Annotated in this window: 4 protein-coding genes and 1 pseudogene; 1 reads left to right on the top strand and 4 read right to left on the bottom strand. The window is 66.7% G+C overall.

Annotated features, from left to right (window positions below):
• Window positions 1-133: 133 nt before the first annotated feature.
• Window positions 134-10,465: an autotransporter-associated beta strand repeat-containing protein gene (locus AACZ75_RS00655; RefSeq protein WP_339870608.1), complete on the bottom strand. Its 10,332-nt coding sequence runs from the start codon at window positions 10,463-10,465 to the stop codon at window positions 134-136.
• Between the two features lie 426 nt (window positions 10,466-10,891).
• Between AACZ75_RS00655 and AACZ75_RS00660 the strand changes: the two genes are divergently transcribed.
• Window positions 10,892-11,668 carry a 2-keto-4-pentenoate hydratase gene (locus AACZ75_RS00660; protein WP_339870609.1) on the top strand — a complete coding sequence of 259 codons (777 nt, stop codon included), beginning with the start codon at window positions 10,892-10,894 and terminating at the stop codon, window positions 11,666-11,668.
• A 42-nt stretch (window positions 11,669-11,710) separates the two neighbouring features.
• Here the strand turns inward: AACZ75_RS00660 and AACZ75_RS00665 are convergent.
• The 3 genes and pseudogenes from AACZ75_RS00665 to AACZ75_RS00675 form a co-directional block, all read right to left on the bottom strand.
• Window positions 11,711-12,477: pseudogene (locus AACZ75_RS00665) on the bottom strand (IS5 family transposase).
• A gap of 81 nt (window positions 12,478-12,558) precedes the next feature.
• On the bottom strand, window positions 12,559-13,302 hold the full coding sequence (locus AACZ75_RS00670) for a FadR/GntR family transcriptional regulator (RefSeq protein WP_339870610.1): 744 nt from the start codon (window positions 13,300-13,302) through the stop codon (window positions 12,559-12,561).
• A gap of 123 nt (window positions 13,303-13,425) precedes the next feature.
• A complete protein-coding gene (locus AACZ75_RS00675) occupies window positions 13,426-16,227 on the bottom strand; it encodes a TonB-dependent receptor (protein WP_339870611.1) in 2,802 nt (933 codons plus the stop codon).
• Window positions 16,228-16,406 lie beyond the last annotated feature (179 nt).

Genomic DNA, 16,406 nt, shown 5'->3' on the forward strand with positions numbered 1-16,406 from the left:
CGCCCCGTCAGCGCCGTGGCGGAACCATCCATTCGCAGACGGTCCAGGGGTGCCCCCCACGCGTCCAACGGACCTGCCGGAATCCGCATCCCCCGCGCCCTTTCGGGAGCGGGGGACACGCCGGGAGTTCAGCCTACCACTGGACGCTCATACGGGCACCGATCTGGTTGTCATGCAGGCGATCGCTGAATACGGCGCGATAGCCGGTCGACAGGGTCACGCCCTTGCGCGGCTGGTATTCGAGGCCGAACTCGGTGACGCCGGCCAGCGGCGCGGCCTGGGCCCCTTCGATGGTGAAGCCACCGAAGCCGGCCGCGGCACCGCTGAAGCGCATGTCGGCCAGGGCTTCCCGGTCGCCCGTGGTGATCAGCACGCCGAGACCGCCATACAGCCGCAGCGGCTGACCGTCCGGCCGGTAGTCCTGGGTGACACGCAGGTTGAGCTGCGTTGTCTGCCAGTTGCGCTCCTGCTCGGCGACCTCCAGCGACAGGCCGCCGCCGGCGGTTTCGGTGAAGCCGTCGACCGTGCTGCGCGACATCGTCTCCATCACGCCGACCGAGACCGTGCCGCCGCTGTCATTGGCAAAGCGTCGGGCGATACTGGCTGACAGCGACTGACCCTCGCCGTGGGTCCGGCCCAGGGCCTGGCCGGAGAAGGCCCCGGCCGTCACCATACGCCGGCTGTCGATCTCGCCGCCATAGGCCGAGGCGGTCAGGTCGGCGGCCCAGCGCCCGTCGTCAAAGCGGGCATAGCCGGCGGCGTGTAACAGATCGCTTTCGAACGCAGACTGGCGTCCGATGACATCACCCTCGACCCGGGTCGCCCCGGCGGCCGCCCCCAGCACATAGTTGCCGGTGCCGACCGCATAGCCGCCGGTGAAGCTGTTCAGGCGCGTGTTCAGATCAGCCTGGCCGGCCTTGCCCTCAAGATCAATGTCGCTGGCCTGGACCGAGACCCAGCCGCCGCGACCCGTGCCGGCCTCGGCCGACGGGTCAAAGGCGTCCAGCACGCCGGTGACCATGGCGGCGGCCCCGTCACGACCACCGACGAAGCTGAAGGCACTGGCGAAATTCAGCGGGGCGGAACCCTGGTTCCGGGAGGCTCCGGCCTCACGGACCGCACCGGTGAAGGCGTCATTGGCGGCGAACAGCGCGCTGTTGAGGTCGGCCAGGGCCTCGCCGCTCAGGCTGTTGAACACGGCCTGGCGCTGGCTGGTGTTGAGCCCGGCCAGCAGGCTCAGCACCGCGGCCCAGTCATCCGAGGCCTGCAGCTGCCCTCCCGTCAGGGCCCGGCCGACCGCGTTCTGGTTGCCGCTGCCATTGGTCCCGAGGTCGAAATTGACCAGGTTGCGCAGTTCCAGCACCGCGCCATTGGGGTTCACATCGTAGCGGACCCGCCAGAACAGGCCGGAACCGGTGGCGGACTCGGTGAAGGCCGCGCCATTGCTGAAGGTGCCGATCCGCTGGCCCGCCGTCAGGAACGCGTAGCGGGTCGAGAACTCATAGCCGCTGGTCGGGCTGCGGAAGGTCGGGGCGACGATCGCACCGGTCAGGTTTGCCGTGCCGGAAACCACCAGACGGTCGATCAGGTTGCCGCCGGCGCTGCCCAGCACGTCCAGCGCCAGGGTGCCGCCGTTCAGGGTCAGACTGCCGGCCGAGAGGGTACCGATGCCGCTGGCCTGTCCGGCCAGGCCGGGCGACAGGGTCGCACCGTTGGAGACCGTCAGGGCCCCGCCGATGGTGCCCGCGCCGCTCAGGCTGCCGCCGCTGACGGCAACATTGCCGGTGGTGGTGGCGAGGAAGCGCAGCTCGCCGCCGGTGTTGGTCATCGTCTGCAGGGTGTGGTTGCCGCCCAGGGTGAACAGGCCGCTGGTATGAACCAGTGAACCGGTCCCGGTCAGGATCCCGCCGAACGACGAGTCCACGCCGCCGAAGGTCAGGCGTCCCGCGCCGATCGCGACCGTTCCGGTGCCGAACAGGGCCCCGATCGTGTCGGTGCGGCTGTTGACGTCGAAGGTCGCCCCGGTCGAGACCGAGACGGCGGCCGTGTCAGCCAGGCGATCCGACGCGCCCAGACGCAGGGTCCCGGCGTTTACATTGACCTGCGAGGCTGCGGCCGTCCCGGTCAGCACCGAGGTGCCGCCGAGGTTGATCAGGGCTCCGGCACCAAGGTTGGCGTTCACCGTGGCCCCGGTCAGCTGGTACTGGGCCGCGGTCAGGGCTCCGGTGCCGGCCAGGGTGCCGTTGAGCAGGGCCAGGCCGACGGTGTCGCTGAAGCCGTTGAGGTTGAGGGTCGCCCCGGCCGAGACCGAGACCGTGGCCGTATCGGCCAGACGGTTGGACGCGCCCAGCGACAGGGTGCCGGCCTGGAGCGAGACCGAGCCGGCCGCCGCGGTGCCGTTCAGGGTCGAGGTGCCACCGAAGTTGACCAGGTTTCCCGCGCCGAGGTTGGCGTTCACCGTGGCCCCGGTCAGCTGGTACTGGGCCGCGGTCAGGGTACCGGTGCCGGCCAGGCTGCCGTTGAGCACGGCCAGGCCGACGGTGTCGCTGAAGCCGTTGAGGTTGAGGGTCGCACCGGACGAGACCGAGACCGTGGCCGTATCGGCCAGACGGTCGGACGCACCCAGCGCAAGGGTCCCGGCCTGGACCGAGACCGAGCCGGCGGCCGCAGTGCCGGTCAGGGTCGAGTCTCCGCCGATGTTGAACAGGGAGCCCGCGCCAAGGTTGGCGTTCACCGTGGCCCCGGTCAGCTGGTACTGGGCCGCGGTCAGGGTACCGGTGCCGGCCAGGCTGCCGTTGAGCAGGGCCAGGTCGACGGTGTCGCTGAAGCCGTTGAGGTCGAGGGTCGCGCCGGACGAGACCGAGACCGTGGCCGTATCGGCCAGACGGTCGGACGCGCCCAGGGCCAGGGTGCCGGCCTGGACCGAGACCGAGGTAGCGGCCGCGGCGCCGGTCAGGGTCGAGCCTCCGCCGAGGTTGAACAGGGAGCCCGCGCCGAGGTTGGCGTTCACCGTGGCCCCGGTCAGCTGATACTGGGCCGCGGTCAGGGTGCCGGTGCCGTCCAGGGTGCCGTTGAGCAGGACCAGGTCGACGGTGTCGCTGAAGGCGTTGAGGTCGAGGGTCGCGCCGGTCGAGACCGAGACCATGGCCGTATCGGCCAGACGGTCGGACGCGCCCAGGGCAAGGGTGCCGGCCTGGACCGAGACCGAGCCGGCGGCCGCGGTGCCGTTCAGGGTCGAGGTCCCACCGGCGTTGAACAGGCTACCGGAACCGAGGTTGGCGTTGATGGTCGCGCCGTTCAGAACATACTGGGTCGCCGTCAGGGTACCGGTGCCGGTCGGGACCGGGATCGTGAGCGGGCCGTCCGCCCCCTTTGCGTTGACGTTGAGGGCCGGAATGACCTGGGCCGGGTCCGCGTCGGGCGACGGGAGGCTGACCGTGCTGTCCAGAGTCCCGTTCAGGTAGGCCAGGGCGACCGTCTCGTCATTGCCCATCAGGTCCAGCGTCGCGTCGGTCCAGACCCGGAGCGTCGCGCCATCTGCGAGGCGGTCTGACTGACCCAGACGCAGGGTGCCGGCCTGAACGACGACCTCTTCGGCCGCGGCCGTGCCGTTCAGGGTTGAGACGCCACCCAGGTTGAACAGGGATCCGCTGCCGAGGTTGGCGTTCACCGTCGCCCCGTTCAGCTGGTACTCGATCGCCGTCAGGGTGCCGGTCCCGACCGGGGCCGGGCTGAAAGCGACCGTTGCCTCGCCCGAGGGGGGCGTCACGGCCGGGACCGCCAGGGGGTTGGTGTTGAGAGTGCCGTTGATCACCGCCAGGGCAACCGTCTCGTCATTGCCCATCAGGTCCAGCGTCGCGCCGCTTGAAACCGAGAGCATGGCCGTATCGGCCAGGCGGTCTGACTGACCGAGTCGCAGGGTGCCGGCCTGGACCGTGACAATCCCGGCCGCCGACGTGCCGTTCAGGGTCGAGACTCCGCCGGTGTTGAACAGCGATCCCGCGCCGAGGTTGGCATTGATGAGTGCGCCGTCGAGATAGTATTCGGCCGCGGTCAGGGTACCGGTCCCGGTCGGGAGCAGGGCCGCTTGCGGGCCGTCGCCGGCATCACCGGCCAGGGGCGACGGGAGCAGCACTGAGCTGTTCAGCATGCCGTTCAGCCAGGCCACGCCCACGGTCTCGTCGTAGCCCTGCAAGTCCAGGGTCGCGCCGGAGGAGACCGACAGCATCGCCGCATCCGACAGCCGCTCGGACGCGCCCAGGTGCAGGGTGCCGGCCTGGACCCAGGCCGTCGACGCCGCCGAGGTGCCGTTCAGGGTCGAGGTCCCGCCGATGTTGATCAGAAGGCCGGTGCCGAGGTTGGCATTCACGGTGCCATTGCTCAGCGAATAGCTACCTGCTGTCAGCGTGCCGGTGCCGTTCAGCGCGCCGCGCAGGAGGAGGGTACCGACCGTGTCATTGAAGCCCTGGAGATTCAGCACGCCGCCTGTACCAACGGTCACGGCCGCACTGTCCGCCAGACGGTTGGATCCGCCCAGCACCAGATTGCCCGCCACAATGCCGTGACTCGAATCGGCATCCCAGACAGAGACTTGGGTCGATGCCGATGAGCCGTTCAGGATCGTGGCTCCCCGCGAGCCCTCCACCGAAAGGTTGCCGGTGCCGAGGTTGGCGTTGATCGTCGCGCCGCTGAGGAAAAACCGTCCGCCCGTCAGAAGGCCGGTGCCGTTCAGGGCACCGCCGGTGATCTCGACAGCCCCGACCCTGTCCGAAAAGCCCTGGATATCCAGGATCGTGCCCGCGTTCACATACAGGTTGGCGACGTCCGACAGTCGGTCGGAACTTCCCAGCCGAAGCGTGCCGCCGTTGATGCTGACGGTGGTCGCGCCGGCGACTCCGTTCAGCAGGGTGACTCCACCTTGCTGGAACAGCGCGCCTGTGCCGAGGTTGGCGTTCACGGTTGCCCCGGTCAGCGAGGTTGTGGCAGCCGTCAGCGTGCCAGAACCGTCCAGACGACCCGCGAGCTCGAGCCGGGAGATCGTGTCATTATAGGCGTTGAGATCCAGGGTCGCTCCCGACGCCACCGTAACCAACGCGGTGTCGGCGAGGCGGTTCGAGCCCCCGAGCTGAAGGATGCTGCCGCTGTTGACCGCCACATAAGTGCCGGCGAGCGTTCCGTTCAGCCGGGTTGTACCGCCGAGGGCGGTAAACGTCCCGGTGCCGAGGTTGGCGTTAAAATCCGCCCCCCAGCTGATGTAGCTGTTCGCAGTCAGGGTGCCCGTGCCGTCAAGTCGGGTGCCGGTGTAGAAGGTGGCCGTTCTCACTGTGTCGTTGAACGCCCCCATGTCGATGATGCCGAGGGAGCTGGCTTCGAGGTCCGTTGTATCGGCCAGAACGTTCGAAGCGCCCAGACGCAGGGTCGCGGACGAGGCTGTGGTCGCGCCGGTGTACGTGTTCGCACCGCTGAGTGTCTGTGTGCCGCCACCACTGATCCTCACCCCACCGGAGCCGGAAATGACGCCGGAAAATGTGCTGGCACCCACGCCGCCGACCGTCAGGTTGCTGGTCCCCAGAACCACCGCGCCCGCGCCGGTCAGCCGGCCGATGGTTTCGGAATTGGAGACCAGGAAGGTCGCGCCCGACGACACGGACACCACGCCCGTGTCGGCGATGGCCGATCCGTTGCGGACCTCCAGCGTGCCGGCCTCGATCGAGGTCTGGCCGGTATAGGTGTTGGTGCCGGTCAGGGTCTGGGTCCCGGCCCCGATCTTGGTCAGGGCCAGATAGCGACCGCCAATATCAGGATTGTCGCCGATCGTGCCGCTGAAGGTGCCCGTGCCACCGGCGACGCCGACGGTGATCGCCACCGTGCCGCCATAGCCACCGGACAGGGCGCCCGCGCCGGTCAGGGCATCGACCCGGACCAGACCCTCGACCGTATCAAAGCGTGCGCCCGACGCGATATTCAGGCCGCCCATATTGTTGGTCCAGAGGCCCTGGCCCGAACCGCTGCCGTTGACGGTTCCGCTCTGCACATCGATCAGGCCACCCTGCGACAGGCTGATCACGACATTGCCGTTGCCGCCGTTGCCGAGGGCCGTGAGGCTTCCGGCATCGCCGGTGAACAGAATCCGGCCGGTACCGGTGAAGGTATCGCCCTTGATGGCCAGCACACCGCCGGTCTGGTTGTCGAAATTGAGGGTCGCGCCCGTGGCGATCGAGACGGCTCCGTTGCCGAGTCCGTTGCCGGTGTTGAGCACGCGCAGGGTGCCGCCCGACACCGTCGTCGTGCCGGCGTAGCTGCCGGCACCGGTCAGGGTCCAGGTACCGCTGTCGAGTTTGCTCAGGTTCGTCAGACCGGTAATCGATCCCATGGCCATCGTGCCCGCCGCACCGTTGGCGGCCGTGCCGTCGCCGGCACCGCGCAGGGTCAGGGTGTTCGTGCCGCCGCCCATATTGATCGCGCCGAACGACGCCGCCGCCAGGGTTCCGGCCGCCTGCAGGGTGAGGCCGCTGGCCCCGTCGACCGTCGCCGCGCCCGTCGAACCGCGACCGTTGTAGATCGTCACGGTGTCGTTACCGCTGTTGAGCAGGATCGACCCGGTGGTCGACCCGGCATGCAGGTTGATCGTGGTCGCCGCACCCGCGGTGTTGACCCGGACGGCCCCGGCCCCGGCACCGGTGGCGCTGCCGTAGTTGGTGAAGGTGCCGCCGGTCTCGATGAACTGGACCGCCACGCCGTAGATCGAATCGCTACCACCGGTCAGGGTGCCGCCGCCGGCATTGGTGACGGTGCCCCCCTCGACCACCACGGCCGAATAGACCGGCGCGCTGATCGTACCGGCATTGAGAATGGTCGACGGCGCGTTGATCGATGAAACACCGTCAAGCCACATCGACGTACCGCCCTGCCCGCCGGAGATCGTGCCGGTGTTGGTCAGGGTCAGGCCGTTCGACGAATAAATTCCGGAAGACGCGCCGCGGATCGTGCCCGAGTTGGTGATGGTGCCGCCGGCGACGCTGATCGCATATCCGGTTCCACTGGCGGTATAGACGCCACCGCTGACGGTGCCGTTACCGATCAGGCCGGCGTTGGTGATCGTCGCCGTACCGATGGTCGAGATGGCATTGCCGCCGCTGGAAACGATCTGGCCACCGGCATTGTTGGTGATCGAGACCGCACCGCTGCCATTGGCGACAATCGCGCCAGTGGCGGCACCCAGAACACGGCCGGAATTGCTGAGTGTCAGGGCACCGGTTCCGACCGTCTCGATCCCGGTTCCGCCGGAGATCTGTGCGCCCGCGGCATTCGTGACTGTCAAAAGCCCGCCGTAGCTGCCGCCGCTAACCAGCCCCATTCTCAGCCCCGCGGCACCACCTGAAATCGTCCCGGCGTTGTTGTTGACCGTCGTCTGACCGAACGATGTGTAGACGCCATAGCCGGTGGTGGAACCGGTGATCACACCGCTGTTCGTGATCGTGCTGGGGCCATTGGCCAACCGGATCGCGTCACCGGCAGACGAAGTGATCGTTCCGGTGCTGGCGTTGGTGACGTTGACCGGGCCCGAGGCGGTCGCGATCCCCGTGCTGGTTGCGGTGATCGCCCCGGCGTTGGCGACTGTGCTGGTGCTGGCACTGTTGAAATAGACGCCGACCCAGTTGTTGAGCACACCCGTTTCGAGGACGTTCACGGTCGCTGCCCCGTTCGCCGTGATCCCGAACCCGGTACCACCGACGTTGGAGAGCGAGCCCGCGACGTTCAGGATAGTGCCTGCCGCGAGGGTCCAGACCGCGCCCCCGGTCCGGCTGCCGGTGAGGGTCAACGTGCCGGACTGGTGATTGTAGGTCTCGAAATTGGAAAGGTTGCTCAAGGAGAGCGACCCGCTGACACCCGTGCCCAGAACGCTGTTGAACACATCGGCCGTGCCGGTGCCGCCGTCGATCGTGCTGCCGATCGTGCCGCCCTGCCAGGTGAAGGTGTCGTCGCCGGCCCCGAGGGTCACCGCGCCGCTGATCGAGCCGGTCGAGGCCAGGGTGATGTTGTCGATGCCCGAGCCGGTCGCGGCGTTGTAGGCCCCGTTCAGGGTGCCCGCGATGGTCACAGTATGCGTGCCGCCGGCATTCGACAGGATCTGACCGGTCGTGGTCGACCCGGCCTGCAGATCGATGGTGGTGTTGCCTGCGCCATTGAGCAGGATCGAGCCCGTGCCGCCGTTGATCAGGCCGCCCGACTGGTTGGTAATCAGGGTCGTGGTGCCGGCACCGCTGGCGTTCTGGACACCATAGCCATAGGTCGCATCGCTGGCCCCGGTAATGGTGCCCGAGTTGGTCACCGAGCCGCCGCCGACGAACGCCACGCCCGAATAGATACTGGAGCTGAGCGTGCCGGTGTTGGTCAGGGTCAGGGCGCCATGCGAGGTGATGCCGTCGTTGGTTACGCCGCGGATCGAACCCGCATTGGTGACGCCGAGGGCACCGGCATTGTTGTAAATTCCCTGGGTCTGACCCGTGATTGACCCACCCGTGCCGACATTGATCGTGCCGCCGGCGAAGGTGGCGATGCCTGCCTGGGTCTGGCTGAGAACCGAGCCGGCACCGGAATAGGTCAGGGCACCCTGGGTATAGATCCCGGCGTCACTGCCCGTGATCGCGCCATTATTGACGACGGTCAGGCCGTTCGCATTGTTCAGGATGCCGAAATAGGCACCGGTGATGGCCCCACCGACATTGTTGGTGATCGTGCCGCCCGATGCGACGACGCCGCCGCTGCTGGAGGTGGCTCCGTTGCCGGTGATCGTACCGGTGTTGGTCAGGTTCAGCACGCCAGAGGCGAACACGCCCGCGGCTCCGCCGGTGATCGTGCCGCCGGCGTAGTTGGTGAGGTTCAGCGCGCCCGTGCCTGCCGAGCGAACGCCGAACGCGTTCGTGCCGGTGATCGAGCCATAGTTCCCGACCGTCGATGAGGACGGGGTTTCAGTGTAAACGCCATTCTCGATGCCCGTGATCGACGCCACGGCGTCGGTAACCGACCCGTTGTTCACCACCGACGAGTTGGTGAAGCGCATGGCCGAACCGAGCCCGACGCCGGTCCCGCTGGTACCGGTCGTGGACACCAGCCCGAAATTGTTGACCGTGGCCGGGTTGACGGCCGACACGCCGATATAGGCACCGCCCAGCACCTGACCCGTATCGGCGACCGTGAAGGTGCCGGCGGCACTCACCGCGTAGTCGGTGCCTCCGCTCCGCGTGCCGGCGAGCGTGACGTTGGCGCCGGAATGGTTCACCAACAGCCGGCCACTGGTGGTGATGTCTCCCGCGAACGTAAGCGCGGCCGCGCTGACGATATTGACAAGACCCGTGCCGGATATGTTCTGGGTTACCGTGCCCGCGACCACATCGCTGTATTGCAGCCCGAAGCCAGAGGCGTTGACGACGATGCTGCTGCCCGAGATCGAGCTGGCCGTCCCTGCGAGGACACCCTGACTGACCGTGGTGACACCGGTCCAGTTATTCGTGCCGGATAACGTCAGGGTGTTGGCACCAGTGTGCGTAAAGCCGCCCGAGCCGGTGATGGAGCCGGAGAAGGTGCTCGAAGCCCCGGTCGCCGTGAGCGTGTTCGCGCCGAGGATCACGGATCCAGCGCCCTGAAGGCTGTTGACGGTCGTCCCGCCGGCGAGGCCCGAGATGTCGAACGTGCCGCTCGAGCCGATGCTCAAGGAACCCGACTGACTGATCGAGCCGGACCCGCTCAAGGCGATCGTACCGCCCGTGATGGTCGTCGCCCCGGTATAGGTGTTCACACCGGTCAGGGTCTGGGTGCCCGTGCCGACGTGAGTCAGGGCGAGGATCCAGCCTGTCTGCCCGGTGTTCGAGGTGTTAGTGATGATGCCATTGAAGGTGCCGGAGCCGTTTGCGACACCGATGGTCGTGGTCCTCGCACCCGCAAATCCGCCGGCCAGCCGCCCGGAACCGGTCAGCGCATCGACGAAGATGGCACCCTCGACGCCGTCGAAAATGGCACCCGCATTGATGTTCAGGCTGCCGAGGTTGTTGGTCCAGTTGCCTTGCCCGTCGGAACTGCCCGAGAACTGGCCGGTGTTGACGTTGAGCGCGCCGCCCGCCGACATGCGCATCTCGCTTCGCAGCGCGAACGAGCTTGCCCCGGTCGTGTTGGTTTCAAGCGTGCCGGTACCAGTAAAAACATAGCCGTCGAGCCAGTTCACGCTTCCGCTGGTGTTGTTCAGCTGCAGCGTCGTCCCGCCGGCGATGGCGGTCTGCCCGGGAGCCGGATCCCCGGGGCTGGGGACGACCGTCGTCTGGGCCATGGCCCCCGTCGCCGCCAGACTCACCGCCACCAGAGCCGTGCTGCCCAGCAGGCCGGCGCGCATCGGGCTGGAACCGCCGGACTTGCGCGCACGCTTGGACGAACGCGCGCCGGACACGGCGCGGGATTTGATCGAAGTCATGACAGGCAGCCCACCCAGAAAAGTCACAGGGCCGCGCCCTGATCCGTCAGACGACCCTCTCCGGGACGCTCTGCAGCGGCCCGCAAATAATCGTTAACTTTTCAGTAACTAACAGCGTGTTGCATCGACAGGAATGACCCGGAATCCCAATCTTGGGACGCCACGCCTCGCAGGCGAATTCACCACCTGCACGGCGAATATTTCGTGATCGGCGGGGTGAATTCAGCCGCGTGGCGATGAATTTCTTTCGGCGGCAGTCTGCCCGGGTTACCCCCCACCGGCCGCGACGGCACCGGGACCATGCGACCGGCGACAGATTGGACGGTCGACGCGGCTTTCCGCTAGATGCCGTCTCCAGCAGCAGCAGACCCCGGTTCGCCGGGAACAGGCGAGACGGCATTGGCTCTTGATCAGACACAGCCCCGGATGACAGCGGCCCTGCTGGTCGGGGCCAGGCGCGAAGCGCGGGCCCTGGCGGACTTTCCCGGTCCCCGACCGACGTCGCTGGCCGAGGCCTATGCCATCCAGGATGCGGCGATTGCCGCCTGGCCGGATCGAGTCGCCGGTTGGAAGCTGGCCCGCATCGGGGCTCCGCATGACACGATCCATGGGGTCGGTCGCCTGGCGGGCCCGATCTTTGCCCGACGGATTCGGGCCGCCGGTTCGCGACCGGTATCGGTGGCGGTGATCAGCGGGGGCTATACCGCGATCGAGGCTGAATATGTGCTCGAGATCGGGGAAACCCCACCGTCACGGGACCGCTGGACCCCGGAAGACGCTGCCGGCCTGGTGAGTCGCGCCTTCACCGGCGTGGAGATCGCCGGAAGTCCGTACGCCGGGATCAATCAACACGGACCCGCCGTTACGGCAGCGGATTTCGGCAACAACGCCGGGCTCGTGATCGGCCAGGCGATCAGCGACTGGCGCGAGCGTTTGCCCGGCCTGCGCTGCGCCGTGAGCATCGATGGCCAGGTCCGCGGCGACGGCGGGGCAGCGGCAATCCCCGGCGGGCCGCTCGCGTCCCTGGCCTTCCTGCTCAATCATCTGCATCCCCGCGGGCGGGTGCTGAACACGGGCGATCTCGTCTCGACCGGAGCCGCGGCCGGCGTCCATCCCATCATCACGGGTCAGACAGCCCGGGCCGACTTCGGGGTCGACGGTGTCATTGACTGCCTGGCAATCGCGGCGGAACCGGCCCCCTGACAGGGACGCGCGCGGAAGCCGCCGGCTAGGACGAATCGACATTCATCGCATCCAGAGCATGGAGGCGGCGATGTGGATGAAGGCGAGGTAGTGGCGTGCCAGCCTGTCGAACCGGGTGGCGAATCGTCGGAAGTGCTTGAGCCTGTTGAAGCAACGCTCGACGCGGTTGCGGAGTCGGTAGACCAGCGGATCGTGTGGGATCGGGGCCTTGCGTGAGCGGGTCGAGGGGATGACGGCCTCGGCTCCGATCTGATCCAGATGGCGGCGAAGACTGTTGGCGTCATAGGCGCGGTCGGCGAGCACGGCGGCGGGGCGATGGCCTTCCAGAAGCGTCGGAACGGCCAGGATGTCGTGGCTCTGGCCCGGTGCGATGAGGAAGCGGACCGGGCGGCCAAGGCTGTCGCAGGCCATGTGGACCTTGGTCGTCAGTCCACCTCGGGAACGCCCCACAGCCGGGTCGAGGCCCCCTTTTTTCGGCCACTGCCCCGGCCGGTCGTCGCCTGCTGGTGAGCCCGCACAAGGGTCGAGTCCAACATCAGGTACTGGTTGTCCCGATCCTTGATCAGATCATTGAACACCTTCTCCCAGACCCCTGCCGCCGCCCAGCGGCTGAAGCGCTTGTGCGCCGTCTTCCACTTGCCGTAGCGCTCGGGGAGATCCTGCCAGTGGGCCCCGGACCGCAGCACCCAGAGCACCCCGTTCACGAACAGTCGGTTGTCCGAGCCCGTCCGCCCGGGATCCGAAGCCTTACCCGGCAGCAGGGACTCGATCCGAGCCCACTGCACCTCATCCAGTTCGTACCGCTTCACACCCATTACAGACCTCCGCCAAAGCGGAGACCTATGAATCACGCATCCGGTGATCCGGGAATCCCTGAATGTCGATTGGACCTAGATGCGGGTCGTGGCCAGAAAGCGTTCGCGATCCAGTTCGGTGCGGCGGCGAACCTCGCTCAAGGCTTCGGACTCGGCGGCCTCAAGCATGGTCTCGAACAACCGGTGAAAGTGGTCGCGCATGGCGATACGCGCGGCGGCAGGATCGCGATTGCGCAAGGCCGCGAGAATGGCGGAATGCTCGTCGGCCCGCGCGCCACTGTCGTGCTTGCACACGCTGGCATAGACTCGTTTCACCCGCGGCAGTTCGGTCCGCATGCGCCAGATCATCTGGACGAAATACTCGATGACCGGATTGCCGGAAATCCGGGCGATCGTCAGATGGAACAGCCGATCCGCGTCCTCGCCACTGTCAGAGCCGTCGTCCGCGCGGGACATCGACAGGATCAGTTCCTCGAGTTCGTCGATCTCGTCGTCGGTGATGTTGGCTGCGGCCAGGGCCGCCGCCTCGGCCTCGATCACCGCCCGGGCCGCCGTCAGTTCGAAGGCGGTCACGTTCGGCAGGGCATCCGGTCCCCCCTCGGGCCGTCGGGTCACATAGACGCCGGACCCGGTGCGGATGGAAATCCGCCCCTGGGCCTCCAGGGCGATCTCGGCCTCCCGGATCGTCACCCGACTCACATTGAAGCGTTCGGCCAGTTCCCGCTCGCCGGGCAGCCGTGCGCCGACAGGGAAATCCCCTGAGTCGATCAGGGCCCGGATCTCCCGTGCGATGGTTTGATAGAGTCGTTTCTCGGACATGCTCTCAGCCAGATATCACTTCGCGAACCCCAATGCTTCCGTCATGGCGACCCCGGTTTGGGGCGGCGGGGACCAAACGCCGTTCCGGGCGTCCGTGTCCGTCGCTCACCCCGCGCCGGCGGATCAGAAGCGGTAGCGCGCTCCGAGATAATACCTTGCACCATAGGTATTATATTCCCTCAGACTGCCGGAAACCGGCATGTCGTGAATTCGCGGCTCGTCGGTCAGGTTTGACGCTTCGAAGCTGAACGACAGGTGGCTGTTCACCCGGTAGGAAGCCCGGAAGTCCAGCGTATCGGTGTCGCGAATATAGCGGTTCTGGGACGGTCCTCCGACGAATTTCTGATAATATTCCGTGCGGGCCTTGTAGATGGCCTGCAGCTCGACCGGCCCGATCTCGTAATAGACCGATCCCGAGAAAACATGGTTGGACAGGCCGAAAATACCCGCCGGCTCGATGATACCGGGCGTGACCACGCCCGTCACCGGATTGATCTGGTCGCCGAGGCGCAGGTCGTGGGTCTGGTAGTTGGAGTCGGCGTAGTTGTAGCTGGCCTTGACGCCAAGGCCGTCGAACGGGGCCGGCAGGTTGGAGAAGCGGTGGGCCACCGTCAGCTCCACGCCGAACAGGTCACTGGTATCGTCCGTCGCCGTATCAACCTGGACGGGGACCACGACGGGCGTGCCGCCGATAATGTAGGTCTCGTTGGAAATGGTGGGCGCGAAGCCGCCGTTGAACTGCTTGTAGTAGATGGCGGCACTGAACATGGAATCCGGGTTCGGATAGTACTCCAGCGAGAGGTCGCCGTTCCACGACAACAGCGGTTCGGCCGCCGGATTGCCGTTGGCGGTGATGTTGTTGATCGCATCCTCGACCGTGGGGAACGACAGGCCGCTCTCCAGGGTGATGGTCCGCCCGGCCCCCAGGGCGCTGGGATCCGGTCGCGACATGGCCCGGAAGGCACCGACGCGCAGCAGCAGATCATCCCTGAGCTCGAACGTACCATTGAAACTGGGCAGCCAGGCATCGGAACTGCCTTCGAACGTCTGGGTCTCGAACGCGCCGGTCGACACCAGGGTGACGCTGCCGTCGATATTGTTGACGACATTCAGCCCACTGCGCAGGCCGCGTGAAGTGACGTCGGTGTTCACGTAGCGAACCCCGAAATTGCCCGAGAATGGCAGGTTGAACAGCACGGTATCGAAATTGGCCATCACATAGGCGGCGATGGTGCGCTCCTCGACGTCCCGGTTGCCGATGGCGCGAATGTCGGCGTTGCGGCCGGTGTCCGCGACCCCGGTCAGGGCGCTGAACAGGCACAGCGGATCGAACTGGGCCCAGCTGGTGATGGTGTTGCCCGAGGCGTTGGACAGGAAGTCGCTCTGGGCGAAGTCACGACGGCACGCCAGGTTGGCCGCGCTGGTCTGGGCTGTGGTGTAGCTCAGCTCCACCCGGTCGTCGAAATCGGCATAGGTCATGTCCGACAGGCGCGTACCGGCCTTGAAGGCAGTGATGACGCTATCGTGCCGGTCGTACTCGACGTCGATGCGCGCGGACCGCACCTCGTGTTCGCGCACGGCCTCGTCCCGGCGCACGCGACCATTGGTGCTGAAATTGTCGTGGTCGTTGAGATCGAACAGCGGGTCAACGGTGATCCGCGGGATATCGCTGTTGCGATAGTCGAAGGTGTAGCCGACACGGTTGGTGTTGATCACGCCGGGCACGACGACGTTGTTCACATCCCGGTTGAACGAGCGCAGACGCGTCTGGCGATCCAGTTCGCTGCGGTAGGTGCTGGAGTAGGACAGGTCGGCGCTGATCCTCAGGTCGTCCCGCACGTCCCATTTCGCGCCAAGGCCGCCGCCCTCATACTGCTCGTCCCGGATGCGGTAGGTCGGCGTGGATTCGATCGAACTGTTGCCGGTGTAGAACAGCAGGACGCCGTCAGCGCTGACGTCCCGGCTGTTCACACCGCGTCGGGTCTCGGAGAAGTTCAGGTCCTGCCGGTCCTCGGTGTAGGTCCGCCGCGAGCTCTGATAGTCGAGCGAGAACTCGAGGACGTCATTGGGACGCCACTGCAGGGCTCCGAAGATGGCGTCACGCTGGTCGTTCTCGACAAACTGGCGATAGGTGCGACTGCCAGGGATCAGATAATAGGGCGTCCCGGCCGCGACCTGGGCGGCCGTGACCTCACTGCAGTTCGCCGTCGCCGACACCGTCTGGGTGCCATTGCACGCGACCCATGTCGAGCTGCTGGAAAACAGTTCCTCGGGGTTGGTGGTCTCCAGCGACTGGATGCCCAGGGACAGGCCCAGCCTTCCGGCCCCGCCGAGATCGAACTGGTCCACATAGCTGGCGGTACCCCGCCAGCCCGGGCCCGCCGGATCGTTCAGCTTGTCGTCATAGTCGGCCCACAGCGCCCGCGCCTCGACCTGAACACGACGACGGCCGAAGTCCAGAGGCTGGATGGTGCGCATGTCGATGATGCCGGCCACCCCGCCTTCGATGAAGTCGGCCCGCTGGGTCTTGTAGATGGCGACCGAATTAATGAGCTCTGACGGGAACTGGTTGAAATTCACGGACCGGTCGCCGCTGCCGTTCGAGGCCTCTCGACCATTGAAGGTGGCGAATCCCAGGAACGGACCGAGGCCCCGGATGGAGATTTCGGAGGCCCCCCCCTTCTCGCGATGGGTCGAGGCTCCGGTGATGGTTTCGATCGCTTCACCGATCGACGACGCGGGCAGGTCGCCGATATCGTCGGCCGACAGAACATCAGCGACAATGTCGGCATTGCGCTTCTGGCTGATCGACGACTGCACGGAGGCACGGAAGCCGGTCACGACGACTTCATCCACCTGGGAGGTGGGCGGGGCCGGCGTGGCGGTCTGGGCCTGGGCAAGACCGGCACCTACGGTCCAGGCCATGCCGCACAGGAGCGCCGCTTTCAGCGGTCGCCGGTCCGACAAACGAGACAAACTCCGAGCGTTGTATGGCCGCATAACTTCCTCCCCAGGACATGCCCGTTTTGACGGGCTTGCCGGAAGCTATGATGACGCGAACCACGCAGTCAACCAATTTTCTTAGCTTGGCTCACAAACTGGTT

It is taken from the genome of uncultured Brevundimonas sp., from assembly GCF_963975535.1.
Lineage (GTDB): Bacteria > Pseudomonadota > Alphaproteobacteria > Caulobacterales > Caulobacteraceae > Brevundimonas.